The 25055-nt window shown below is 62.1% G+C and carries 25 protein-coding genes; 13 read left to right on the plus strand and 12 right to left on the minus strand.

Annotated features, from left to right (window positions below; all coding sequences use genetic code 11):
- Positions 1-118 precede the first annotated feature (118 nt).
- The 3 genes from ACFVTG_RS07925 to ACFVTG_RS07935 form a co-directional block, all read right to left on the minus strand.
- Entirely contained in the window at positions 119-985 is an 867-nt protein-coding gene (locus tag ACFVTG_RS07925) for a trypsin-like peptidase domain-containing protein (protein WP_390279399.1), read from the minus strand.
- A 221-nt stretch (positions 986-1206) separates the two neighbouring features.
- The gene (locus tag ACFVTG_RS07930; protein ID WP_390279401.1) at positions 1207-2097 is read right to left on the minus strand and encodes a hypothetical protein; all 891 of its coding nucleotides are present in this window, start codon (positions 2095-2097) and stop codon (positions 1207-1209) included.
- Positions 2098-2811: 714 nt separating this feature from the next.
- The gene (locus ACFVTG_RS07935; protein ID WP_390279403.1) at positions 2812-3450 is read right to left on the minus strand and encodes a hypothetical protein; all 639 of its coding nucleotides are present in this window, start codon (positions 3448-3450) and stop codon (positions 2812-2814) included.
- A gap of 475 nt (positions 3451-3925) precedes the next feature.
- On the opposite strand from ACFVTG_RS07935, the gene ACFVTG_RS07940 reads away from it, so the two are divergent.
- Together ACFVTG_RS07940 and ACFVTG_RS07945 are read left to right on the plus strand one after the other, a co-directional pair.
- Entirely contained in the window at positions 3926-4570 is a 645-nt protein-coding gene (locus tag ACFVTG_RS07940) for a hypothetical protein (protein ID WP_390279405.1), read from the plus strand.
- 1933 nt (positions 4571-6503) lie between these two features.
- Positions 6504-7553: an Ltp family lipoprotein gene (locus ACFVTG_RS07945; RefSeq protein ID WP_390279407.1), complete on the plus strand. Its 1050-nt coding sequence runs from the start codon at positions 6504-6506 to the stop codon at positions 7551-7553.
- Between the two features lie 9 nt (positions 7554-7562).
- On the opposite strand, the gene ACFVTG_RS07950 is transcribed toward ACFVTG_RS07945, so the two are convergent.
- Entirely contained in the window at positions 7563-8861 is a 1299-nt protein-coding gene (locus tag ACFVTG_RS07950; RefSeq protein WP_390279409.1) for a flavin-containing monooxygenase, read from the minus strand.
- A gap of 264 nt (positions 8862-9125) precedes the next feature.
- Between ACFVTG_RS07950 and ACFVTG_RS07955 the strand changes: the two genes are divergently transcribed.
- From ACFVTG_RS07955 to ACFVTG_RS07980, 6 genes are all read left to right on the plus strand, one after another.
- Entirely contained in the window at positions 9126-10235 is a 1110-nt protein-coding gene (locus ACFVTG_RS07955; RefSeq protein WP_390279411.1) for a hypothetical protein, read from the plus strand.
- Positions 10236-10330: 95 nt separating this feature from the next.
- Positions 10331-11104, plus strand: coding sequence for an SDR family NAD(P)-dependent oxidoreductase (locus ACFVTG_RS07960; RefSeq protein WP_390279413.1), 774 nt, complete (start codon positions 10331-10333; stop codon positions 11102-11104).
- 66 nt (positions 11105-11170) lie between these two features.
- A complete protein-coding gene (locus ACFVTG_RS07965) occupies positions 11171-11530 on the plus strand; it encodes a VOC family protein (RefSeq protein ID WP_284751829.1) in 360 nt (119 codons plus the stop codon).
- 140 nt (positions 11531-11670) lie between these two features.
- Complete coding sequence (locus ACFVTG_RS07970) at positions 11671-12126, plus strand: SgcJ/EcaC family oxidoreductase (protein ID WP_390279415.1); 456 nt, start codon at positions 11671-11673, stop codon at positions 12124-12126.
- Positions 12127-12170: 44 nt separating this feature from the next.
- Positions 12171-12506: a YciI family protein gene (locus ACFVTG_RS07975; RefSeq protein WP_284751831.1), complete on the plus strand. Its 336-nt coding sequence runs from the start codon at positions 12171-12173 to the stop codon at positions 12504-12506.
- Positions 12506-13756, plus strand: a complete 1251-nt coding sequence (locus tag ACFVTG_RS07980; RefSeq protein WP_390279417.1) for an RNA polymerase sigma factor — start codon at positions 12506-12508, stop codon at positions 13754-13756. The genes ACFVTG_RS07975 and ACFVTG_RS07980 overlap by 1 nt, the downstream gene beginning before the upstream one ends.
- 78 nt (positions 13757-13834) lie before the next feature.
- Here the strand turns inward: ACFVTG_RS07980 and ACFVTG_RS07985 are convergent, their stop codons facing one another.
- A complete protein-coding gene (locus ACFVTG_RS07985) occupies positions 13835-14203 on the minus strand; it encodes a VOC family protein (RefSeq protein ID WP_390279419.1) in 369 nt (122 codons plus the stop codon).
- A gap of 54 nt (positions 14204-14257) precedes the next feature.
- On the opposite strand from ACFVTG_RS07985, the gene ACFVTG_RS07990 reads away from it, so the two are divergent.
- Both ACFVTG_RS07990 and ACFVTG_RS07995 read left to right on the plus strand, forming a co-directional pair.
- Positions 14258-14710 carry a MarR family winged helix-turn-helix transcriptional regulator gene (locus tag ACFVTG_RS07990; RefSeq protein ID WP_390279421.1) on the plus strand — a complete coding sequence of 151 codons (453 nt, stop codon included), beginning with the start codon at positions 14258-14260 and terminating at the stop codon, positions 14708-14710.
- 85 nt (positions 14711-14795) lie between these two features.
- On the plus strand, positions 14796-15407 hold the full coding sequence (locus ACFVTG_RS07995; RefSeq protein ID WP_284751835.1) for a glyoxalase: 612 nt from the start codon (positions 14796-14798) through the stop codon (positions 15405-15407).
- A gap of 104 nt (positions 15408-15511) precedes the next feature.
- Here the strand turns inward: ACFVTG_RS07995 and ACFVTG_RS08000 are convergent, their stop codons facing one another.
- From ACFVTG_RS08000 to ACFVTG_RS08010, 3 genes are all read right to left on the minus strand, one after another.
- Positions 15512-16285 (minus strand): ABC transporter permease, encoded by a 774-nt coding sequence (locus tag ACFVTG_RS08000; protein ID WP_390279423.1) that lies wholly within the window; start codon positions 16283-16285, stop codon positions 15512-15514.
- Complete coding sequence (locus ACFVTG_RS08005; protein ID WP_390279425.1) at positions 16278-17066, minus strand: ABC transporter ATP-binding protein; 789 nt, start codon at positions 17064-17066, stop codon at positions 16278-16280. Before ACFVTG_RS08005 ends, ACFVTG_RS08000 begins: the two co-directional genes overlap by 8 nt.
- Positions 17067-17149: 83 nt before the next feature.
- Positions 17150-17560, minus strand: coding sequence for a VOC family protein (locus ACFVTG_RS08010; protein ID WP_390279427.1), 411 nt, complete (start codon positions 17558-17560; stop codon positions 17150-17152).
- Positions 17561-17673: 113 nt separating this feature from the next.
- On the opposite strand from ACFVTG_RS08010, the gene ACFVTG_RS08015 reads away from it, so the two are divergent.
- The gene (locus ACFVTG_RS08015; protein WP_390279429.1) at positions 17674-18657 is read left to right on the plus strand and encodes a helix-turn-helix transcriptional regulator; all 984 of its coding nucleotides are present in this window, start codon (positions 17674-17676) and stop codon (positions 18655-18657) included.
- 60 nt (positions 18658-18717) lie between these two features.
- On the opposite strand, the gene ACFVTG_RS08020 is transcribed toward ACFVTG_RS08015, so the two are convergent.
- Genes ACFVTG_RS08020 through ACFVTG_RS08030 form a run of 3 tightly spaced genes read right to left on the minus strand, consistent with a single transcriptional unit; the run spans position 18718 to position 20185 of the window.
- Positions 18718-19482: an alpha/beta fold hydrolase gene (locus ACFVTG_RS08020; RefSeq protein WP_284751840.1), complete on the minus strand. Its 765-nt coding sequence runs from the start codon at positions 19480-19482 to the stop codon at positions 18718-18720.
- A gap of 47 nt (positions 19483-19529) precedes the next feature.
- The gene (locus tag ACFVTG_RS08025) at positions 19530-19922 is read right to left on the minus strand and encodes a type II toxin-antitoxin system VapC family toxin (RefSeq protein WP_390279431.1); all 393 of its coding nucleotides are present in this window, start codon (positions 19920-19922) and stop codon (positions 19530-19532) included.
- Positions 19919-20185, minus strand: a complete 267-nt coding sequence (locus ACFVTG_RS08030; RefSeq protein WP_390279433.1) for a type II toxin-antitoxin system Phd/YefM family antitoxin — start codon at positions 20183-20185, stop codon at positions 19919-19921. The genes ACFVTG_RS08025 and ACFVTG_RS08030 overlap by 4 nt, the downstream gene beginning before the upstream one ends.
- Before the next feature lie 293 nt (positions 20186-20478).
- On the opposite strand from ACFVTG_RS08030, the gene ACFVTG_RS08035 reads away from it, so the two are divergent.
- A complete protein-coding gene (locus ACFVTG_RS08035) occupies positions 20479-20682 on the plus strand; it encodes a cold-shock protein (RefSeq protein WP_028266315.1) in 204 nt (67 codons plus the stop codon).
- A gap of 419 nt (positions 20683-21101) precedes the next feature.
- Here the strand turns inward: ACFVTG_RS08035 and ACFVTG_RS08040 are convergent, their stop codons facing one another.
- Positions 21102-21845 (minus strand): hypothetical protein, encoded by a 744-nt coding sequence (locus tag ACFVTG_RS08040; RefSeq protein ID WP_390279435.1) that lies wholly within the window; start codon positions 21843-21845, stop codon positions 21102-21104.
- 847 nt (positions 21846-22692) lie between these two features.
- Here ACFVTG_RS08040 and ACFVTG_RS08045 point away from each other — a divergent pair.
- Positions 22693-25038, plus strand: a complete 2346-nt coding sequence (locus ACFVTG_RS08045; protein ID WP_390279436.1) for a LuxR C-terminal-related transcriptional regulator — start codon at positions 22693-22695, stop codon at positions 25036-25038.
- Positions 25039-25055: the final 17 nt, after the last annotated feature.

The following is a 25055-nucleotide window of genomic DNA, read 5'->3' on the forward strand; positions in this document are numbered from 1 at the left end:
CAGTCTTTGGGTCATTTCCATCCAGTTTGGGGATCCCCATCCGGGCAGCTCTACGCCAGCTAGCGAAGGAGTAGTTGACACGCTGGGTTGAACCTTCTGCGCTGGTCGAGGTGACCTGCTAGGCAAGCTCCTCGGGAGCAACTGTTGCGACGGGGAGGGGAAGTCCATTCGCCTCGTACAGCGCAAAAACGGTTTCTTGGATGGCGCTGGCTTTGAAGACGATTCCTAGGTCGATCATGTCGTCGAAGGTGGCTATACCGGCGCTCACCATCTGTACGGCTCCGTTGACCCGGCGGGTGTGAACCGCAGCAACGACGCCGAGGAGTGCCATTCGGGAACCGTGGTGGGTTGATCCGTCGCGAGTCGTGAACGTCCCGCGGTCGTAGAGCACAACCGGGCTTCCGCTGGATCCTGGGAAGACCGAAGCATCAATCAGGAAGGCTGGCAGATTGTTGTAGTCGTTGAAGATTGGCGTTGCTGTCTGACCACGTCTTGCGATCGGCAGCATGGAGGACTGGTCGAATAGGCCATTTGGGTATCCAATCATGGTGATTTGCTCGATAGAGTCGAGTGAGTTCGCGGTGTCTTGTGTAACAAGCTGCTCGGGCCTAAACCCTCGATAGAACGGGGCAGCACCCCTATTTTCCATCGACTTCACAACGTCGGCGAAGAACATGGCGCCGATGTCGACACCTGAGTCTGGGTGCCCTACCCAAGTTTGGGCATTGAATCCGGTGACCAACGTGCGTGTACCGCGGCTGGCTGGCTGGCCCGTGTTTTCCGCGGCGGGCATGGTGAAGGCAACTTGCTCTGCCCCGTCGAACACATGTTTGTTTGTGACGAGGACCGGCTTGTGGCCCCCCTGAACGGGGTAGTTGATTATGAAGCCTGTTCCCGTGGATCTAGCTGTAGGGGTAAAAGCTTCAATGAACACCGTTGTGAAGAAGAGCTGATCCGCGATCGTTTCAACTGGGGGTCGCACCATGGGCAAAGCCTATCCCGCCAGCGCAAGCCCGCGGTCATGAGACTCACACGGCTTCCCACCAGGGCTCACAATGCCCTGACCTCGTCGCGGTGGGATGTTTATCGACCATTCATGCGGCCCGTAAGCCGGTCCCTCTCCGGACCTCTCCAATGGTTGTATCCATGTGCCCGGTGAAGGATCCTTCACCGGGCACCCGAACCCACTTGCACGTTCCGTCGCTGTCATCGTCGCATGATCCAGTCCACGGGGTAGCCGAGTTCCTCGAGAGTTAGGAGCAGCGGTTCCGGGGGTGATGCATAGACATAGATCTCAAAGCCTTCCCCGCGGATGTGGATTCGCGTGGAAAATAGTCCCCGTGTTGTGAACACCTCGAATACCTGTTCCCTGCGGAAATGCCATGGCCCGAAAATGAGTCCAAGACCGAACCGAAACCTAAGATGGAGTTCCGCTGAGGTCGCGCTGAGTTCTACGAGCGGTATCGTGGCTCGGATTGTCCGGTACTCGATGCCGACATTACTTCGATAAGGCTCCGTCGGCCTTCGGCTCCCCGGTCGGCTGAGTGAGTTCGCCAAAAATACTGCCTCGTGCTCCTGCGCGCCACTTCCTGCGGAGTGTGGTGACCTCTTGCCGAGAGCCACCAGGATCATCCAGAGAGCCAAGGCGGCAGCGCCGACGAGTGTGACGGCGGCGCTCATCTCGGCCATGGCGGACGCCGGCTCGTGGCGTCTCCACGCGAACCAGAAGACGCCGCCGAGGCCAAGCCAGTAGCTCAGGAACGAAAACCCCAAGAGCGGCATGGCTGGTGCGGCTTCGCTCAATCCCTTGAGGTCGTTGCGCCTGAAGAGACTCAGAATCTTCCCGTAGTCGGGGTCGGGACCGGTCAGGGAGTTCACCGAGAAGATGAGGCCGACAATGACTGAAGCGTGGAGTCCGAAGGCCAGCAGCCCAAGGGGCCCTGATTGGGCCGTGCCGGACAGGACCGCCGCGGTGCTGCTGGATACGGCGTCTGCGATAAACACGCCCAGGATGATTAGGTTGGCCACGGCGCAGATGCCGACCGCAACCCGTCCGATCACCGGAGTTGCCCCGACGTCTGACTCTGAGTCCCCCATGGCTGAAAGTGTAGGCCTCCGCGCCGGTATTGGTTCGGTACTGCCAATTGAAGGATAGATTGCTGCCGGTGACCCTGACGGGACAACGTCCGTTAGCCGGTTGATCATCGCACTGTTGGTGCCCGTTAGCCGAAGGTCCAACGGGACGGACTCGCCAGGGCGTGGGGGTTGTCCCGCACGAGGATACCCACGGACGCCGCACCCCTAGGGCGACATCAATGCGGACCATGTCTCCAGCATGTGCCCATGAATCCCCCGAGTGGCTTACGGTGGGTGACATGTTTAGCCCAGGTCAGAGAGCAGCCGTGCGCTCCGCCTTTAACCTTGCGGGCTATCGTGGTCCGCTACGGACATTGACGGTCGAGTCCGAGGACGAGCGTTGGTTCATTCTCAGCGATGAAGACTTAGAGCGTCTCCACTCTCCCGGAGATCTGGATCAGGTCCTAACTCAGTTGCTTGGCCGGAAGGTGGGTGTCCTCCCACTCACGGACGACTCGCCCACGGTGCCTTTCGAATAGAGCCGCGAAAGTTGGGGTCCCGGTGAGGATCCTTCACCGTGCATAGGACTTCGAGCATCGACGACCGCAGGAAGCCGCGGTGCGGCGAGTTCAGAATGGCGGTTTCCAGAGCCCGGTTTGGCGGTGTTGAACTTGCGATCGGCTGAACTCTTACCGGCCGGCTTCTGCCAGCCTCAGTACAGGATCCTCGAAGAGGTCACTCCGGTGGGCCTCCAGGCTCTAATGTGCGGGCAAGGAACCTGCCAGCCCGCTGGAAGTCCCGGACAACGAACATCGTCCCAAGCACCAAGACAACCACGCTAGTCGCCATGAGCCATTGGATGAACCCGGCTCCGAATAGGACCTGGGGAATGAATACAAGCGGGAGCATTGACATCCAGATGAGCTGTGTGGCGAGATTCTTTCGCGGTTGCACGGCGGCGGCCCGCGAGACGACAAGATGGTCCGGGTCAACGGGTGTCTTCCCGAGAACCTGGCGCCGGATGTCCTTGCGCTCTTCGTCCTCCAGCGAGAGCAGCACGTCGATCCTGCCCACCTCCGCTGCAGGCGCGATCTTCTTCGCGTTGTAAATGAGTCCACCGATGGCGGCACCCAGCACTGCAAGGAAGAATCCGAACAGCAAAAAGGACGCCCAGTCCGCCGTGCCGCCTCCGAAGGCCAGCATCCCGCCGACGGTCCCCGCCGTGACAAGGATGATCACCCCGGCCGGGAAATAGAGCGTGTAATAGGTCTTCAGGGCACCGCCGAGGCCCAGGTCTGCAATGCCTTGCGCTCGTCTTGTGGCAGTGGTCCAACGGTCGTCGGACTTGGGTATGAGATCGTCGATTCCGCTCATCGTCCGCTTCCCACTGAGCACGAGCAGTGGTGCAGGGGCCCTCGGCTGTCCTCTGCCAATGCCACTGAACCTGATGCTCAAATCCTGAACTATCTACACCCAGAAGCCAATAGCACGCTACTTGACGAAAAACATAGGGGCACCTGTTCAGCACCAGGCATCGATTGCCGGCTTGAACGGGTACGGCCGGGCGAGGACCTCTCGGGCGTCTTCCGCGCCGGCGGACAGGGTCCGAAAAGGCCTGAGTTTTCCGCCCGGTCAAGGTTCCCCAAGCGTGATTCCACTACCGCCACTTGGGCTGCGATTTAATCGCCCTTCTCGACTAGCGCCGCTTGCGGAGGACTGGCCGGTAACCCCTGTCAAAAACGTTGGTTGTTAACCCTCGCTGTTAGCTAGGTGGTCGCCACTCAATCGGACTTCGGAGGGGCCTCCTATACTGAGCGCAAGTGCTGGACACGACCAAGGCAAGGCGTCGATGAACCGAAGCGAAGATGGGGAGGCGACTCGGCGTTGGGCTGAGGCGGAACGCTTGGCAGCAGGCTTGCCATCGGAGACCGAGCGTTCACGGAGTCGCCGGGCCTGGGCGGTCATCGTCTTAATCGTGTTGATCGTTGTGGCGCTCAGTGGCGCTGCCGCGTTCCTTCTGCCGCAGGACCTATTAGGTGATGCCGTCGCAGTGCCCGACTGGCTGAAAATAACGGGCTACATAATCGAGGCTGTCGGGATACTCCTAGGCATAACCATCTGGGTTCACGCCACCCGAACCGGACAACAGCCCACCACCCGGGGCCTGGTTCTGGCTCCCCTGTCGCTCACGCAACGGCGGCGCATCGCCAACCAGATCAAAGGTCGTGAGCCGGCCGTTTCCGACGAGATGCCCGTGGTGCTCGCCGTCGCCCGGCAAAGTCTGGTCAGCCAACGATTCTCTCTGCGCATTCTGCCGGCCTACTTTCTGTGCACTTTGGGTTACCTGTTGTGGACTGATTGGGGCCTCGCAAAGTTTCTCTTCGTCGTGGTGCTGATCATGTTTGTCGTGGCTGTTCCCATCGCGCTTAGAAGCTTGCGGCGGACGAAAGACTTCCTCAAGAACGCAGGCCCCGACGCGTCAAAGGCACAGTGAATCTGTCTTTCCGCGACCAGAGCACGGTAAAAGCAGGTGGCCAGAAAGTGATCGCATGAGGGGTCAGTCTCTACCAGCACCTTCACCGGTTTCCGCCGTCCTCGATATCGGGGATGGGGTTCCGGGGTCTTGCCAGTAGGGCCTGTTAACCGGCTTCTTCCGCAGTGTCGGCCGGGCAGTGAGGACCCCACACCGTCCTTTCAGTTGATGAGGAGGCGTCCGGTGCGGGATCCCTCTGCGAACGCGGACACAGTTGGCTTCGAGGACGATCCTAATCGGCGGTGCGTTTGATAGGCCCTAGAAGCTCGATCGAGTCCACTGCTCTCCCACCGCGGATCGCTCCGCTTCTTCGTTCGGACCTAGGTCGAGGACCTCAGAGACTGACGGGTCGCTGTCGATTACATGGCCGATGCCAACGACTCGGTATACGCTCGCATCATCTGGATGCTCATCACCGCAGAGCGCGCACCAATCCCCGTCTGGCCGAGCGACAAAGAGCACGGGCCTAATTCCGTCGAAGACATCAATGCACACGTAGCACCTCGTCTCATAGGGCGGACCCTGCTGTAGCGGTGGGTGCGTCACAGATATGCGCCCCTCGTCGGGGGTACTGGAATGCGCCCTACCGACAATCCGTTTCCCCGGCTTCATGCCGCAACTATCGCACGCGTCAATCTTCCGGCGGCTCAACGAAGTCGCGACGCGCGGGGCCAAAAATGCACACTATTTCGCGCACGGGCTTCCCCTTCCTTCCTTTCCCCAGGGCGTCCGTAAGCCCGTCGATTGCCGTGCCGCTGTAACCCGCCGGCCCGGCCCGCGGAATTGCTGATCACGGCCATGTACGCAAGACCCGCACGATGAAATGCACGATGACGGGGGGGTTACTGCAACCATTTCTCACCGCCCGCCACTCGCCCCGGAACATACTCGGCATCCACGCCCACCCCGCCGACGATCGACGAGTAGTGCCCTTGCAACCACGGCAGCCCGAGCGCATACAGCCCCGGTTGCTCAGTGAGGCTGCGGACGTGTCGCCCCTTGGCTTTTGGAAATTCCAGTTTTGGGCGCATGGAGCTCCGCCAGACGTTCAACGCTGAAGCCGCCGTCCGACGTCGCGATCCGCGTGATGTCCATGCCCGTCCGGACCGGGGCATCGATCCTCTGGGCATAGTAGCGGAAGTAGTGAATGACCAATCAGGCAACTGCCGCAACTTTTGGCATTCAGAACTGCTACAGAAGTAGCAGCCAATAATCGTAAAGTTCATTTTCAACTGCACCTTCGTCGCAGCCGATCTCATATGCAGGGAGGAAGCCAGAGAACTGGCCAGTTGAGAGACTGCGCCTACAGAAAATACTGGGGTTTCTGCTGAAGGACCGGAGGAGCATATTGCTGAACGCCCGACGGCCCAGTCCCGGCGATCAGCGCCGCGCCCCCAGGGACTCGGAGTCGCGCATCCGTTGGTTCCTACAGCAGACCATCGGGAAGCCTGCGGGATCGCTGGCCGGCCTAATCCCTCCGGTGTATCGCGCTTATCCTCGGGTGCTGAATCCCGCTACGTCGCCAGATGGGGGAGACGTCTGCGCTGGTCACAGCTTGCTGCTGATCTCGACGCCTGACTAGTCCTGGCTGTTTCTTGGCGGGAAGCGGGGACCATTTCGGCCCAGGTTATTACCTGTGCAAAGCCTGTTCGAGTCCTGTGCAAATACTGCGCCAAGTGAAGCAGGTATCGACGCATGCTTAAACACGCGCGGATAAAGCGCAGACGTACTTCTGGGGGGGGAATACGACACATGGGCAGACCATAGCGCGCCTCTCTCAGCGCCGATCCTCATCGAATCACGGACGTAACCCGTCCAGCGGATGACAAAACCTCGCACCCACCATTCCCACGTGGAAGCCCGCTTCAAGGGCGTCCCTTTGAAAGGAACCTCAATGAGTTCAGCTGACCCCTTCGGCGCGCCGCAGCAGCCGCAGCCGCAGCCGCAGCCGCCCTACGGGCAGACCCCCGCAGGAACCCAGCCCTATCCTGGCGCGCCGGCACCCTATCTGGGGGGCCCGGCCCTTGGCGGATACGGCATCAGTAGCAAGTCCTTCCTCGTTACTTGGCTCCTCTCCCTGCTCCTCGGCGTTTTCGGCGTGGATCGGTTCTACCTCGGCAAAGTCGGTACCGGCATCCTGAAGCTGTTCACCTTCGGCGGCCTCGGCATCTGGGCTCTCGTCGACCTGATCCTCCTGTTGGCGAACAAGACCCGCGACAAACAGGGTCGTCCGTTGGACGGTTATGACAAGCACAAGAAGGTGGCGCTGATCGTCACCGCCGCCTTCATCCTCCTGAGCATCATCCTGAACAGCACCCGAGCGGGCGCCGTCCAAACGTCTGCCTCGACCACCCCCGCACCGAACATATCTGCCGCCACCCCCTCGGCGGCTACAGCGTCTGAGGTCGCTGCGTCTGCCAAGGCTTCGGCTGAGGCTTCAGCTAAGGCCTCGGCTGACGCTGCCGCCAAAGCGAAGGCTGATGCCGACGCTGCCGCAAAGGCGAAGGCCGATGCTGACGCTGCCGCAAAGGCGAAGGCCGATGCTGACGCTGCCGCCAAAGCGAAGGCTGATGCCGACGCTGCCGCCAAAGCGAAGGCCGACGCTGACGCCGCCGCCAGGGCTCAGGCCGAGGCGGCCGCCAAAGCGGCAGCCGGGACAGTCAGTCAGCAGAACGCTCTCCGGAAAGCTGCTGATTACCTTTCTTTCAGTGCCTTCTCGCGCACCGGACTGATCGGCCAGCTGGAGTTCGAGAAGTATTCCACGGAGGATGCAACGTGGGCCGTGGATCGCGTGAAAGTCGACTGGAACCAGCAGGCAGCTAAGAAAGCCAAGGACTACCTAGGATTTACTTCCTTCTCCCATTCCGGGCTGGTCGACCAGCTGATCTTCGAGGGCTACACGCCGGAGCAGGCAGAGTACGGAGTGAGCCAGGCGGGTCTCTGACGGTCGAGCTCACCGCCCTGCCACGCACCCCGCGACATACTCCGCATCCACGCCCACCCCGCCGACTATCGACGAGTAGTGCCCTGTCAACCACGGCAGCCCCACCACATATAGGCCCGGACATTCGGTGACGCCGCGGACATGTCGTGGGTAGTTCCATGCGTCCAGGACAGGAATGTCCACGAAGCTGAGGGCGAGCTGGTAACCGGTGGCCCAGAGCACCGAGGTGATGTTCTCGGCCGCCAGGTTGACCCGCGCCGGCGAGGCGACAGGAAGCCAATCGTCCACCGGCGCCGGCAAAGCCGCAGGTGCATCGATGCCCGCGGCGGCGATGTAGGCGTCGAGGGCCCTGCCCATGCGCTGGCCGAACCCGGCCTCGACTGTTGCCAAGCGTTCGGGGAGGTCGTCCGTGAAGGTGAGCTCGCCGTCGTCGGCTCCTTCCAGGTGCCCGTGAAGCCGGACCCCCTGGCGGCCGAGTTCGCGGAGGTGGATATTGTGGCCGCCGTCGGTGCCGGAGAGCAAGGGGTTGCAGGCGAATCGGGCCGCGGGGGAGGGCAACTGCCCGACCGTCAGGGCGGTGATCCCGTACTCGGGCCCGTGGATTCCAGCTTGCAGGAGCCAATAGAGGATGTCGTGCCCGCGATACCGGCGCGGCGCCTCCGGACACGTCGACACCGCCAAATGCACCTCGCGCCCGGCTGTGAGCAGGTCCTCCGCGATCTGCCCACCGGACTGCCCGGTCCCGACGATCAGCACGGCGCCGTCGGGCAGCTGCTCCGGATTGCGATAGTCGTGCGTGTGAAGCTGCAGGATGCTCTTTGGGAGTCCGGCCGCTAGTGCCGGGATCTTCGGAATTTGATACGCGCCGGTCGCCAGCACCACATTGCGTGCCCGCCAGCCGCCGTCGGACGTTTCAACGCTGAAGCCGCCATCCGACGTCGAGATCCACGTGACGTCCGTGCCGGTCCGGACCGGGGCGTCGATCCTCCGCGCGTAGTCGCGGAAATAGTCCACGGCGTCGTCACGCGCCATGAACGCCTCCGGTTCCGGCCCTGTGTATGGCATGCCCGGCAGGTCGAGCGAGAAGTTCGGCGTGTTCAGCACGAACGCGTCCCAGCGATCCTGCCACGCGCCACCCAGCGCGGCCCGCCGTTCAAGGATCAAGTGCTCGACGCCGGCCCGGCTGAGAAAGTAGCTCGTGGCCAGTCCCGCTTGGCCTCCACCGACAACGAGCGTATCGATTTCGAAGGGGCGGTTCTGTTGTGCCGCTCTGTTCTGTTGAGCGGCTCTGGGCGGGGCAGTCTCCATGAGCGATCCTTCCGGTCCCTTGGCAGAACTTTACGCCCAGAGATTCGGGTGCGGGAGCCTGAAGCACGGGCATCGAGACGCGAGTGCAAGGTTTTGTCGAAGAATTGCCCAAGATTCGTCAATCGCCCAACCAGCTGGGGCAGCTTATGGAAGCATCGTGCTCGGGGCCTTTCCCGTTGGATGTTGGGGGTAGCGATGTTCGTTCCGAATTCCGATGATCACTTCCGCGAGGATGATCTTCCAGCCCAGATTCGCGCGCTACGGATGCCGCGTTGGGCTGGTGCGGCCCTCGGTGCTGGACTCGTGGTGATCGCCGTGGCAGCGGTCGCTGGCTCGATCCTCGTCAACGAGAGCGACCGGACGATCATCTCGTTTTGGGTCGAAGCGCTCATCCTGGCGGGAGCTGTAATTTCGGCGATTTCGGGTGCCGTCCTGCTCTGGTATGCCGGGGAGTGGGTCACGCTCACACGGGACGAGGCGATCGTGACGAAGGCATTCTTCGTCCAGGTTCGTGTCTCACGCATGCAGCTTGAAGACTTCCACGCCTACCTACACCAGTACGCCACTCGCGGGGGAGTCCAGTACCGCATGGTGCCGACCTTCACCACCAAGGACCTGTACGACCGGCTTCGGGACCTGCCACTTCCATTCCTGTCCTACTGGAACCTGGCCGGAGGCACGGAAGCTCCCTTACCGCCGCGCGCCGCGTATATTGAGGCCTGGACCCGCGCGGGCAGCAGCCCTTACTCGAGAACCATGCCCGCCGGCGTCGTACCCTACACACTCTCGATGCACCGGCAGGCCGTACGCACGGGCCTACGGCGCCGTGCGCTCATGTGGGCGATCCTCCTTCCGGTCGTCTCGATCGGGCTCGGTCTAAGCCTCGGCGTCGGACTCGGACCTGTCGCCAAAGCCCTGGGCCATAGCCGCAGCAGCCTCGACAACCGCAGCGTCGACGCCCAAACGAACCGCACCGGCATCCGCGACCTCGACGACGCGCTCACCCCCGCCGTTACCTCCTTCCAATGGCGTGCGATGGTGTATCCGGCGACCGGCACGAGGGATTTCACCTTCTTCCCGACCATACGGTCCCTGCCGTCGGCGCCGTACACGGTCCGATACTTCATCCGTGACCCCGCGCAGCACGGCACGGATCTCAGTGTCCCGGAGCAGAAGTACGGCCGAATCGTCTCGCAGGGGACAATTTCCGTAAAGAACCCCACGATCGAGTTCACGCTCGACCACGACGACAGCACCTTCACGTTCGAGGTCTACGTCACCGACGACCACGGGCACACCACGCTCGACTCGGATCTCTACGGGAACCTCGCCGCGCTTCCGGCATCGACACCCACTCCTATGCCCACACGCTGAGAAGCCCGGCGATTCAGGCGCGGGAGGTGGACAGCGCTGACAGCCCCGTGGTTGCGTGGAACTTGTCGGCATGGCCGCCAACGGAAGGAACAACAGTGAGCAAGCTAGCACTTATCACGGGCGCCAGCTCCGGAATCGGCTGGGCATTCGCCGAACGCCTGTCCGCCGACGGATACGATCTGGTGATCGTGGGCCGACGGCAGGAACGCTTGGAACAGTTCGCCGATTCGCACCCCAAAACAACGGTCCGGACCGTCGTTGCCGACCTGTCCACGACCGAGGGGATCGACTCGGTCGCTGCAATTTGCGCGACCGAGCCGGTGACAATGCTCGTGAACAATGCCGGCGTCGCGCACTACATGCCCTTCGCCGAGCTTCCCGCCGACAAGGCCACGGAACTCGTCAACGTCAAGGTCCTCGCTCCCACCATGCTCAGCCGCGCAGTCATCGCGGGCATGCAGGAACGTGGCGAGGGCACGATCATCAACGTGTCCGGAATGATCGCCTTCGGCGGCCCCGCCCCGCACACCCAGATGCCCCGCCGCGTCGTCTACGGCGGGAGCCTCGCGTACCTCGTCGCGATGTCCCAGACACTCAGCGCGGAGCTGGAGGGCACCGGAATCACGGTGCAGGTCGTCTGCCCGGGCGTGGTAGCCACCGAGTTCCACGAACGCCAAGGCATGGACTTGAGCCTGATGCCGCGGATGAGCGCCGCCGACGTCGTCACTGCGAGCCTGCGCGGGCTGGAACTGGGCGAAACCGTCTGCGCCCCGGGCGTAGAGGAAAGCGGAGTCCTCGACGCAGTCTTCCAAGCAGACCTCGCCGCTTTCGGAGCGCAGAGCCCGGAACTCGCCACGCGGTACCGCTAATTCGGACCGCAATTCCGACGGACAAACTTGGTGCGATCCTCCGGAAACGGTCCTAGAGTGTTGGCCATGGCTATCGCACGCTTCCCCGTTGTCGTACTCGATTGTCCCGACCCCAAGACCCTGGCCGAGTTCTACAGCGCCCTGCTTGAGTGGAAGATCGAGAGGAACGACGACGACTGGTGGTCCGTCCGCGCCGAGTACGGCGATTCGCTGGCTTTCCAGAAAGTCGACTCTTACAGGGCGCCTCAATGGCCCGGCCAGGACGTCCCGCAGCAGATGCACCTCGACGTCGTGGTCGAGGACCTCGACACGGCTGAGGCGGCTGTGCTCGAGCTCGGCGCGACCAAACACGAACACCAACCGGGAACGACATTCCGAGTGTTCCTCGACCCCGCGGGTCATCCTTTGTGCCTCTGCCTGGACTGATTTGACTGACGGGGAGGGCAGGCGCTGCGGTTTCCGTGTAAAAGTCTGGTCACAGTTGTCGATCTGTGCTTGTGGCGCGCGTCGTATAAGTAAGGGCCCGAATGGAAGGCCCTACTGACAGCGACGAAAGGAACAGGCCAATGTTGGAGAACGAGCCCACCGACGCTCAGTCCGAGGCGACCGACGAGGTCCGCAGCCTCTTCGGCGAGATCTACGCCGCATGGGCAGACAATGATGCGGATGCTTTCGTGGCATCGTATCGGGACGACGCCACGGTGGTTATGCCGCGGGCGTATCACCGCGACAAGCAGGAAATCCGGAGTTCCATGGCCGCCGGCTTCCAAGGTCCGCTCAAAGGTTCCCGGGCGGTCGATGAACCTCTGAGTATCCGGGTTATCGGTGGCCACACGGCGATCGTAGTCAGCAGGGCCGGCATTCTCATGGCGGGAGAGGCCCAACTCCCCGTCGACCGCGAAGTCATTGCCACGTGGGATTGGTTCGAGAGGATGGGCGCTGGCTCGTCGCCTCGTATGCCAATGCGCCGGCCCACTGAAAATCGTGTCGAAGAGCCGAACCCGCAAGGTGTTCGGTGTTGATGGAGCGAAAACCCAAATCAAAGTTCAGACGAAGGGACTGCGAAATGTCAAAGTATTTGGTCCTGATCTTCCAGGATGAGGTGGCTACAAAAGAAGTCGCGGGCGAGACGGTCAGCGCCGACTACCAAGCGTTCATGCAGCGCCGTGGGCGGTCTCTGCTCGGCGGGGCCGCACTTGAGCCGGCGGAGACGGCGACGTCCATCCGGCGCGACGGGTCCGGTGGATTCTCGGTGACGGACGGTCCCTTCGCCGAGTCGAAGGAGACGCTTGGCGGCTACTACCTCATCGAGGCCGCCGACCTCGATGAGGCGCTGGAGATCGCCAAGGAGGTTCCCGCCGGCGCCGGAGTCGAGGTTCGGCCCGTGCGAGTGGCAAGCTGATGCCGGCCGCCAGCTCACATGTCGCTGCTGCGGTCGCGGAGGCGCACCGTCGGGAGTGGGCGTTCGTGTTGGCGGCCACCATGCGTATTGCCGGTGATATCGACACAGCGGAAGAAGCCGTACAAGATGCGTACGCCAGCGCATTGTCGACGTGGGGTACGCGTGGCATCCCGGAGAACCCTGGAGCGTGGCTCACCGTGACCGCGCGGCGAAGGGCAATGGACATGCACCGACGGGCCGCGACGGCACAGCGGGCGCTCCCCAAACTTCTCGACCCGGAGGTGCAGTTGCTAGACGACCCCGGCCGCGAGACGGAAGACATCACCGATGACCGGCTGCGGTTGATATTCACGTGCTGCCACCCCGCCCTCGCGCTTGACGCTCAGGTCGCCCTGACGCTGCGCCTTTTGTGCGGGCTGTCCACGGCCGACGTCGCGCGCGCGTTTCTGCTCCCGGAGGCGACGATGGCTGCGCGGATTACTCGGGCGAAAAAGAAGATCGCGGCCGCGCACATCCCGTACCGTGTGCCAGCGGCGTCCGAGCTGCGCGAGCGTGTCGACGGCGTGCTGTCCGTTGTCTACCTGGTGTACACGACCGGGCACACCGCCCCATCAGGAGCGAACCTGATGCGCAGAGATCTCGCCGAACGAGGCCATGAGCTGGCGAGAATGCTGCGCGTCCTGCTGCCCGGCGACCGCGACGTCGCCGGGCTTCTCGCACTCGTGCTGCTCACCGACGCCCGCAGGGGCGCGCGGCTCGATGAGCACCGTGAACTCGTGCTGATGGAGAACCAGGACCGATCAAAATGGGACCGATCGGCCATTGATGAAGGGGTAGCGCTCCTGCGCGAGGCTTTGAACCTACGGCCACCGGGCCGTTTCGCCCTCATGGCGGCGATCGCTGCCGTCCATGACGAGAGCAAGTCGTGGTCCGACACTGACTGGCAGGAGATCCTGGGTCTCTACGACCTGCTCATGGAGACGTGGTCCTCTCCGGTCGTCAAACTTAATCGGGCCATCGCCCTCGGCTTCGCGGTCGGCCACGCGGAAGGTTTGGCCGAGTTGGATGCGCTCGGAGCCGAACCGCGACTCGCCCGATACCCGTATCTTGCCGCTGCACGCGCCGACTTCCTGACCCGGCTGGGCCGTTTCGACGAAGCCCGGGTTGCCTTTGAAGAGGCGCTAATCCTCACCGAGAACGACACCGAACGACGCTTCCTCCGGTCCCGACTGAGTGAACTGATGGAATGAATCCAGCAGGCACCGATCTGTCGGGCGTCCCCGCCGGCGGTGCAATTTGCCGGTCTGAAGGGCCACCGCTTGCGCGGGTCAGGCGCGATCGTGGAGGGTGATTTGGTATCCGTCGGGGTCGGCGAAGGTAAAGGTACGCCCGAATGGGCCGTCGAACGGTTCGACCACGATTTCGGTACCGGTTGCCGCTAATTTGTCATGGATCGTTTGCGTGTCCGTGGCGTGCAACCACAATCCGATGCCGAGGCCGGGCTGTGGCGTGGAGGCAAGGCTGACGCCCGGCGCCAGGTCCCGGACTGCGAACGCGACCGGTTTGGTGTCAAATACCACCGCGTGCGGAGGCCCCGCTGGGGAACGGGTCAGCCCGAGGTGCTGCTGGTAGAAAGCGGCAGATGCTTCGAGGTCGCGTACTTGAATTGAAATGAAGTCGGGTCCGGTGACCGGCATGAGGAGCTCCTTAGTGTCAGTTAGTTGACACTAAGGATATGTCAGAATATTGACATGAGTCAAGACGTCACAGGAGTCAGCCTCGATACATCGCTCGGATATCTCCTTAAGGAGGCGGCCAGTGCGCTTCGCACGGCAATGGAGAGTGTGTTGCGGCCGCTCGGCATGAGCATCACCCACTACGCATGCCTGGAGCTCCTTGCCCAGCGGCCGGGGCTATCCAACTCCGAGCTCGCGAGAGGCGCCTTTGTGTCCCGACAGTCGATGAACGTTCTGTTGCAAGCGCTGGAGCGTGAGGGTCTTGTTTCTCGCGCAACCGAGGCTTCGGTCGGCCGGATACTGCCGACTGAACTGACGGCGCATGGCCGCCAGCAGCTCGAAGCCGCCAGTGCTGCAGTCAAGGCTGTGGAGGACACCATGCGCTCGGGCCTCACTGGCGAAGAACAGAAACAGCTTCAGGCCATGTTGAGGACATGCGTCGCTTCCCTGCAAGCGGCCAGCCAATAGAATCGGTCAGGATCGGAGAAGCGGTCGATGGGGCCTCGGCATAAAGTCGAAAGCACAAAGCAACCCACTCACTGGAGGACCTGCCATGACCGCCATCGAATCAGTCACCCTCGAAGTTCCTGACCCCGCGGCCGCCACCGCTTTCTACGACGCCGCCTTCGGATTAGGCCCGCGGGTGCGCGTGCGGGCCTCGGATGCTCCTACTGACGGCTTCCGGGGGTTCACGCTGTCGCTCGTCGTGTCGCAACCGTCCACCGTCAGCAGCCTCATCGATTCCGCTGTGGAAGCCGGCGCCACGACGCTCAAGCCGGTGGCGAAGTCATTGTGGGGCTACGGCGGCGTCGTACAGGCTCCGGATGGCACGATCTGGAAGGTCGCGACGTCGGCGAAGAAGGACAGCGGCCCCGCCACCCGGGAGGTCGACAAGATAGTGCTCCTGGTGGCGGTCGCGGACGTATCGGCGAGCAAACGGTTCTACGCCGACCGGGGCCTTTCCGTGGGGAAGAGCTTCGGCAAGTACGTCGAGTTCGCCATGCCGTCGAGTCCCGTCCAGCTCGGGCTCTACGCGCGCCGCGCCCTCGCCAAGGACGCCGGCGTCTCTCCCGACGGTACCGGATCGCACCGGCTCGCGATCGGCAGCGACGCCGGCCCGTTCACGGACCCGGACGGGTTCGCGTGGGAGCCAGCCTCAGCGTGAGGCGTTAATGCCGGGGCCGTCGCCAGTAGTCCATCGGCCCGGTGGCTTGGATCGCAACCAGCGCGAAGCATCGGAAGCGGGCTTCGATTTCCTAAGTAGGGGCCCTACCGCGATTCCCATCGGAACCAGCGGATTCCGATGAAGGCGAACACCGCGACATAAGCGACGCACGCCAGGAGCGAGCCGGTGTCCTGGCCGCTCCATGCCGACTGGTTCAGAACGTCCGAAAAGAGCGTCATGAGGGCTCCGACTGGAGACCAGTCTGAGATTTCCTTGATCGTGTCGCCGAGGATGCCGGTTCCACCGAGGACGCCGAGAAGCAACAGGGCGATCATGAGCAGCCGGCCGATCGCGCTGATGGCGTTGGTGGACCGGATCAAGCCGACGAGCGCTTGTCCGATGGCCAGGAAGACGGCGGCCCCAAGAATAGCGACGGCGATGACCAAGAGGTACTGGCCAACGTTCAGTGTCAGGCCGTGAACGATTGCACCGACGATTACCACGATGACGGAAGCGATCAGATTGGTGGCCACCTGCACGATGAGGCGGCTGGTCATGATCATCCAGTTCGGTGCCGGCGTGACCCGCAACCTTTGCAGCACGCCGATGTCCCGGTCGTGTGCCAGGGCCAGCGTGAACCCGAGCAAGCACGACGTGAGCAGGCCAAGGGTCAAGGCCAAACCGACGATGAGGGTGGATCCGCCTAGCCGCGATTGCCCTTTGCCGAAGGTTGTGGCCACGAGGATCACGATCGGCAGCAGGGCGCTCAACACAAGTGAGGTCTTGCTGTTGAGCATCACAATGGAGTCCGCGCAAAGCAACGAGCGCATCGCCAGGCCCATCGGCGGGCGGGCGGTATCGACCCTGGCGTTAGTCACGGATCTCACTTCCTGTCAGCCCTATGAAGACGTCTTCCAGGGTGGGAGCGCCGTGGGCTACTGAGAGCACCCGCGGATCCTCCCTGTGCTTGTCGATCAGCTCCGATGGCTCTCCAACCGTGAGAAGCGCCCCATGGTCGATGATCGCCACCCGGTCACACACGGCCTGCGCTTCCTCCATTGAGTGTGTGGTGAGAAGAATGCTGTTGCCTTCACCCCGGAGTTCCTCGATGCGACGCCACAGTCCTCGGCGCGCCTGCGGGTCCAGCCCGGCGGTTGGCTCGTCGAGGAGCAGAAGAAGGGGGTTGTGGATGGTGGCAATGAACAGTGCGAGCCGTTGCTGCTGCCCGCCCGATAACTGTTTGAACCTCTTGCCCAGCTCTTGTTCGAGTCCGATGGCCCGCATGCTCGTACCGATCTGCTCACGCGAGAGTTTCACTCCGTAAAGCCCGCCGTAGAGCCTTGCGATCTGCTGAATGGTCAGTTCGGCCTGGAAACTGGAGGACTGCAGTTGCACCCCGAGGCGGGCTTTCGCGTCCAGAGGCTCTTCTTGAACGTCGATTCCGTCCACCAGCAGCCGCCCGGATTTCGGCTTGACCAAACCCTCGATGGCACTGAGTGTGCTCGTCTTCCCTGCGCCGTTCGGACCCAGCAGGCCGAAGATCTCACCGCGATGAATCTGAAAACTGACGCCGTCGACGACGGTCCGCGCACCATAGGCGACCCGCAAGTTGCTGACGTCCAAAACCGGCGGTTGTGTCGGCATATTCACTTCACTCATCGAGCCGTATCCCTCTCAGGCTGGCCGAGCCGCCCATGGCAGGGCGACGTTGCGATGAGTCTATATGCGGGAACCTGAGGTTTTCATGGGAGCCGAGGAGTGTCTAATCGGGCCTGTGCTACCTCGCTGATCGGTGTGAAGAAGTTGATCAGGTTTCCGTCCGGATCCCTGACGAGGAGAGAACGGTTACCCCAGGGCATGTCCGTCGGCTTATTGACGAACACTTCGACGACATCCTGAAGAGCCTTATAGGTGGCGTCGACGTCGTCGACGAGGAAATCCAAGATGATGCTGTGATTCGCGCGAGCCTCGGCGGCATTTTCTCCGAGCAACGGCACTGTGGCTGTGCTTGCGAAGGCTAGCGTGCCGAATGGGGTGCGAAGCTCGGCGAACAACGGGTGAAGCCGCACGCCCGTGATTCCGGTGGCTGTTTCGTAGAACGCGACGAGCGCGTCGACGTCGTCGGTGATGATGCGGGTGGCTGTCAACTGCATTGCTGTCTCCTCCTGTTGTGAACGTGAATTCGGCCCACGAACCTGGCCATGGACATGACGGTACCGGGTATACCGGGCGAAAACTGCCCGGTATTTTGGCGATAATGGGTGTCATGGCCGACACAACCGCGCGAGCGTTGCAGTTGCTCGAGCTTCTGCAGTCAGCGCAGCTGCGCACTGTTGCCGAGCTGGCAGAACGCCTCGGCGTTGACGAGCGGACGGTTCGCAGAGATGTGGCGCGACTGCACGATCTGGGACTGCCCGTCGAAACGCTGCGAGGGCGCTACGGCGGTTACCGGCTCGCGCCCGGCCAGCGCGTCCTCCCGCTCATGTTCAGCAATGAGGAAGTGGTCGCGGTCTTTCTTGGGCTTGCCCGTGCGAAGGCGGCGTCACACGAACCCGGGATTGCCGCACAGACTGCCCTGTCCAAGATCAAACGAGCATTGCCGATCGCTGACGCGAAGCGGATCGACACCCTGCTCGGGGTGATGACGCGTACATCCCAGCACAGGGGAGCCGCTCCCGACCCTGCCGTGATGTTGACCCTGGCGGAGGCCGTGAACCTTCGACGCGTCCTCGACGTGCGCTACCTTAGCGGCGACGGCGTCCCGTCGCGGCGGACGATCCACCCCTATGGCCTGGTCGCGCACTCAGACCGGTGGTATCTCGTTGCGTTCGACATAGACAAGCAGGAGGAACGTACGTTCCGGGTAGACCGGATTCGAACGGCTCGGTCGATACCCGGAACCTTCGAGCCGCCGCAGCAACCCGTGGAAGGTCGCCTCCTGGACCTTTTCGCCGATGCGGACTATCGATGGCAGGTCGTGCTGCGAATTCGAGAGACCGAGGACAACATCCGGGCACACCTGCCGCCCAGTGTTGCTCGACTCGAAAGACTGGACCGTGCGGCAGAGCAAGCGAGCGCAGACTCCCTGCCCTGGCATCGGGCAGAGATCCACGCCCAGAACCTCGACTGGCTACCGTCCGTCATTGCGGCGCTCGACTGCGAGGTGGTGATCGATCGCCCCGACGAACTTCGAAACCGGGTGAGGGCTGCAGCGACGAGGATGCTTCACTCGGCCGGTAACGATCAATGATCAACCCGGGCATGTTCGCAGCGGGCGATCCGCGACGAGTCCGCTGAGGGGGCGTGTGTCCTAGACAACCCGATCCGCACGTTCCCAATGCTCCCGCAGCAACGCTCCAAGCCGGTCGGGTTCGATCCGGTGCGGGGGATCGAAGTGGTGGCGGTCCGGGAACACTTCGAGGCGGAAGTCCTGGAACACCGTGGACAAGCGCTCGGCAACCTCGCCATAGTCGTCCGGGTTGCTCAGGCCGCCAAGGACGAAGAACACCGGCCGGTCGAACGCGGCAAGCCGCGCCCTGTCCAGGTCGTAAATCTTGAAGTCCCGCAGAAACGCCCTGATCCCCGCCGGCCGTTTGGCCATCCACGGCGGCGGTCCGCCTTCGGGCGGTGGCGGAAGGACGACGTCGGGCTTCACTCCCAGCCTCATGAACGCGGCCATGAACTGATCAGGCGGCAGCGATTCCAGCGCCTCGTATTCGTTCCAGAGTTGGGTGTGCGCGGGACTCCAGTCCCAGCTTCCCGCCCATGCGGGCTCCAGGAGCGTGAGGCTGAGCAGTCGCTGTGGATGCTTGGCGGCGAACGCCAAAGACGCTGCCCCGCCGCCCGAATAGCCGAGCAGATGGAACGTTTCCCAGCCGCGGGCGTCGGCCTCGCGGAGGACGCCCTCGATTTCGGTGTCCAGGTTCCAGCCCGGTGGCGGCTCATCGCCGTCGTACAGTTCCAGGTCCTTCGCGACGGCGTCGACGTCGGGACCCAGCGCTTGGATCAGCGCCCCATAGGCGGGTTGGGCGGGAAGAACGCTCCCCGGAAGAAGGACCACCCGAATCGGCTCCATGGCGGAACTCTACGCCGCTTGGGGCGCCAAGGGAGGGGGAGGAAGGACTATTTTCCGGGGGCGAGGACGGTGACGCCGGCGTCAAGGGCAGCGGCGAGAAGCGCGCCGTCGTAGGCCACCAGCAGATCAGTTTGGAGCCTGATCGCGGTAGCCAGATGGATCGCGTCTGCACTCCGCAGCCTGCCGGGAAGAGCGGCAGCGTACATCAGATCGGAACGGGCAATGTCTACCAGGTTGATGCCGCTCAGGACGGTGTTGACCGGCTCTGCGCCCAGTCCCCGTCGCCGCGCCGCGCAATGAAGCTCCGTATAGAGCAGCATCGAGGCTACGAGGCGGTGTCCTGTCGCCGCGGACGTCGAAAGATACTCAGCGAGGGCAACAGATTCCGGTTCGTCGACCAGAAGCTTGAGGATCGCCGAGGTGTCCACGTAAGTGATCACCGATCGCCACGCAGGTCTGCCAGCATGTCCGAGGTGCCCATCTCACTCTTGATGCGGGTCACGAGCCTGAAATCCACGGGACTCTCAGCAGCAGGGCGGACGCTGCCTGACTGCAGCAGCCTTTCGAACGGCGAGGCGGAAGGCGGAATGAGTGTGGCCGCAATTTCCCCATTATTTGTCACATCGATGATTTCGCCGTTTTTGACGCGCTCCAGAATCTTGCTGCTGTTGTTGCGAAGTTCGCGGTGCGGGATCGTAGTCATCATTACCTCCGTAGCAATCGTAGCACTTGCCGGGATTCTGGCTTCGACCGGTAGTTGCCGCAGACCGCAGGAGATCCAGTTCGCGGCGCGCGGCAGATGAAGGATTTTGAGAAATAGTAGCCATCCGCCCAAAGCCCTGTATGCTTGTAGCTGTTGTTGTGTTTGGCATTTGGTAGTTCAGGCAGTTCCCGCGGTTCATCAACCGCGACCTTCTGAAGTAACGGTGGAGAACACCCCACACCGGAGGCCCGACAGTCGGGACAACCTCCACCTTCAGTAAGGAAACTGAAAAAATGGCTACAGGTATCGTCAAGTGGTTCAACTCCGAAAAGGGCTTCGGCTTCATCTCCCCGGAGGATGGCAGCCAGGACGTTTTCGCTCACTACTCCGCAATTAACTCGGGCGGCTACCGCTCCCTCGAAGAGAACCAGAAGGTTTCCTTCGACGTCGAGCAGGGCCCCAAGGGTCCCCAGGCAGTAAACATCCAGGCTCTCTAAGCTTCGGATTTCAAAAAGCAGGGCCGGTCATTGACCGGCCCTGCTTTTTTGTGCCCTGTTTTTGGGTTGGGGTGACTAGGAAGCACTTCGCGACGCGAAAATTACCTGGAGATGCGCTAAATCCCTGTCGACACCTGAATACGGGTGTCGACAGGGATTTGGCGTGTCGCCCAGCTTTTGCTGTAGCGCTCGGTCCCGGGCCGGTCATGTCCGTCCCGGGAGCGTCTCCGCTGAGATGACGGATTCCGCTCAATCATTCGAATGGACAAATTCCGGGCCCGCGGAATCACGGGAGGGGCAACTTCGGCGGAGAGAATGATCCAGCAGAATCCGACGGTGTTCATAGATCGAGGAACCAGCTTCACCCGCCAACACTGGGAATCAAGCCCTTCCCATACGCACGTTTTGTCGTATAACCCCTATTTCTCGCAGCCGATGCCGTCGCCGTCGTTGTCGAGACCGTAGATGTCAGTCCCGATCACCTTCACCGGGCCACGCACATAGGCAGGCCCATTGCCTTTTCCTCCCGCGCAGTCGACGTCTGAAGCAATCGGAACGCAAGCCCAGGCATAGTTGGGGTCACAGCCCGACGGCGCTGCGGGTGCCGCTTGCTTTGCGGCCGCCGCCGCTGCGGCTGCTTGCGCCGCTTGTGCTGCGGCAGCATCGGCGTCTGCCTTCGCCTGGGCCGCAGCCTGAGCTGCCGCTGCATCGGACGCAGCCTTGTCAGCAGCGGCCTTGTCAGCAGCCGCCTTGTCGGCCGCAGCCTTGTCTGCCGCCGCCTTCGCCGCCGCTGCGGCGCGAGCGTCCGTCACTCTCTTGGACTCTGAGCGTTCCATCCAGACCAAAGCGCCGGCGTCGGACTTTGTGCAGATGTATTCCTTCGGCGAATAGCTCTCCGTTGCGTTCTCCGTCACGCAGGACACGGACTTCGGCGCGGTGGGTGTCGGGGTTGGGGTGGGTGTCGCCGATGCGGATGCCGACGCAGATTGCGTGACGCCCGCTTGGGAGGTTGTTGGGCCGGCTCCGCCGCATGCGGCAAGGGAGAGCGCTGCGGCTGTTGATGTGACGATGGCAAAGACCTTGAAAATAGCTTTGCGGGATTTCAAGAAGTCGTGCGACGCGTGCTTTATTGCCCCATTGTTTTCAGGCGCGCGAGTATTCATTTATTGCCCCCATGATTCAGTTCTTGATGCAAATGTCAGCAGATCTTAGCATCTGAAATGCGAGAAAAGAAGGAGTTGTCCACATCGCTGAGAGGGCCTCTTGACAGGGTCTTCAGAATCAGGGCGCCTGACTCAGATTAGAAACTGTGTTCGATATCAGAAAAGAAGATTCGAATAAATATCCACATGCGCGAGGTTCGATCTAGAGGCGGCCACGAAACCCCCGTAGCGTCGTAAACAAGAGACCACCACCAGGAGAGCCATGGAGAAACCACTGCCAAACCTCACCTCCTTGGACGCCGGGGGAACACTGAGTTTTCATCGGCGCACACGTAGATGCGGAACAAAACCCCACGTCGGCACACGTAGACGCCTCCCCGCGCACACTGAGTTTCGCCAAAACGACACTTAGACGGCGGTTTCGGACTTTACGGTTTCCCTTGGAACGAGGTTCGTCAGCGCACCCCGGGGGGATTCCGTCGGAGTGCCTGGGAGTCCGCTTGCCAACGCCCCGCTTTGGGCAGGAAACAGTTGAATCGGCTGGACCTCGCGCCACCCAGGGCCCGGAGAGTGCTGGATCAGCGCATCAGAGAAAGTTGGATCGCGAGTGTTCGATCAAGAAGTTCGGCGAACGCTGGACTACGTTGCTCGCGGAATGATGGTTCGAATTGTCGGCGCGCCTGGCAGCGGTCGCACGAGTGTCGCACAAAAAGCTATCGCCGATCTGGAAAATACCGGAGCAACGGTTTATTCCATTTCGGGACTCCGCTCACATCGCGGAATACCATTTGGTGGAATACATAGCCTGAGCCTGGATATTCGAATAGGGCAATTGGGAGTTCTGGGTGTGGCTGACACCCTGGCAAGCCGCCTCTCCAGGCCGGGGGAGCGCGTGATCGTAGTCGACGACCTCGAGTTCGTCGACACGGAGACTGTAGCGGTTCTGGACGCCGTCCGGCGTCGGACAAAACGGCCCATGATCGTCACCATGAGCGAGTCTTCCATCTACTCGATGGCACAGCCTGCGGTGCTCAGCCCCGGCCCGGAAGCCAGGGTTCAGCTGAATCCGCTTCGCTACGAGCAGGTGAACGAGCTCCTGACCGACATTCTGGGAGCTCCGGCGGACACCGACACCACTGCCCGGATCCTGACGAAATCGGCAGGGAACCCGCGGCTTGTGGTTCGTATCGCGGAAACGGCTTCGCTCAGTGGCTTGATTGTCCTCCACCATGGTCAATGGCACATGACGGGCGACACTCTGTGGAATGAGCACCTCCATGGCACGGTCGAATCCCTCCTCGAAGGACTTGAACCCGACGAACTCACGGGCCTTCAAGCCATGGCCATCGCCGGGACGACGCCCCTCGATGTGCTGCAACAGGTAGTCCATTCCGACGTTCTCGACAGGCTCGAACAGCGCGGCCTCGTTTCCGTCATTGAGGATCTCCACAACACGGTCTGCGCTTCGATCACGCCACCCGTCCTGGCCGACTACTTCCGTGGTCAAAGAGTGCTCACAAGCAGGCGGGTCCTGAAGAGTCGAATCGCCCGAGCCCTCAGTGGTTTGCCACAGGAATCCCACGTTGACGTCAACTCGGCCGATTCGCTGCTGAGGGTTCTGGCCGCGCTGCGCCTTGAACGGAGCTCCGACGACGCAGCCACGGCGCGCCATTTTCATGAGCAAATCTCCGTCCTGGAGCGTCAGCGCTACGAGCTGTGGAATGCCGACAGATCGGTATCGAATGCCGTGGCACTTCTGATGGTCTACTGGGGCTCTCCTATCGACGCATCGAGAATTGAGCGTGTCCTTGCCCAGACCTTGACCTCGGAAGGAGAATCCTGCGATCTCCTGTTCCTGGCATTTACCAAAGCGCTTTGGGCGATCCATCAAGGCAAAGGACTGGATTCTGCAGCCGCCGTCCTCAGGAGCTTCGGGGCGGAACGTCCCAAATGGTCCGCCGAAGCCGAAGCGGCGGAGCATTTCCTCGTGGCGTCCTACGACCGAATGCCGGAGAATCTCGACGAAATCTTCGCGCGGCTACACGATCGTCACCCTGAGAGCGGTGTCATATCCAGCATCCGGGGCATTCTGGAACTTTACCGATTCAACCCGTCTGCCGCGCTCAAAGCCATCGCTACTTCAGGCGGATTAAGAGGCATTCCGGGAATCGAACCGTTCATCCGCGGTATGGCTTTGTTCAGCTCGGGGCGGATTGAGGAGTCAATTGTTTTTGCGCTTGACCAGCGCGCAGAAGCTCGCCGCAACCTCGACCAACTCGGGATGATTACCAACACCTATGTGGCCGCCCAGGCCTTGATCTACCGCGGCTATTTCGACGACGCCGAGTACCTCATGGGGAGTGTCTTTGCCATGGGGCGGCCAGGCTTCCTGGTGGCTTCCCTCCACGATGCCATGCTCAGGCTCGCCGGACTGAGGACGGCGACGTCCGCGATCTTGCCTGCAGCGACGCTTGCCACCCAGGCGCGGCGCGAAGCTGAAGAGATCGGCCCGCTCCCCGGGACCGCGAGAGGAGTCTACGAGCTCGTCGCCGCGCGGCCCCTCATCCCGGCTGTATTCGACGGGAAAGCCGCGAAACTCATTCAACGGCAGCTCGAACGTGGCTATGTCCTCGAGGCGATCTATTCCGCCTTGTTCTTCACGTGCCTTCTCCCGGGCCGCAAGGTACTCGAACTCCTTCGGCAGACCTTGAAAGAGTATGCCCCCTCCACTTCACATGATCAGCTTTTGGCAATTGCCGCTGCCGTGGTGGAGGACGACCACCAAATGCTGGGCGCGTTGCTCGAGCATTACGAGCCCGACGCCGATTTCTACCAGGTACGGATGCTGCTCCGCGGTGCTTTCAAGCGGTATGCATTCGTGGACGACACCATCGGTGCGGCCGCGATGGACCGGGCGTACTCCATCTTCGCGACACGATTTCCATCGCCGGATGAGCCTGTCGCGTTTAGTTCCGGAAGCTACTCGCCCCTGACGGTCCGGGAAATTGAGATAGCAGCCCTCGCAGGTCATCGCTCCAACCCTGAGATTGCCGAGCATCTGGGAATCAGTATCAGGACCGTCGAAAGCCACATCTCCAACGCGCTGCGCAAGACGGGAAGCCCGTCCCGCACTGCCCTCTTCGACCTTGTCCGGGATTCGTCTCCGTTCCGCGAGAAACGGCTTTCCGAGTGATCCGGCGTTGTGGGTCT

The sequence above is a fragment of the Arthrobacter sp. NPDC058127 genome (assembly GCF_042884555.1).
Lineage (GTDB): Bacteria > Actinomycetota > Actinomycetes > Actinomycetales > Micrococcaceae > Arthrobacter.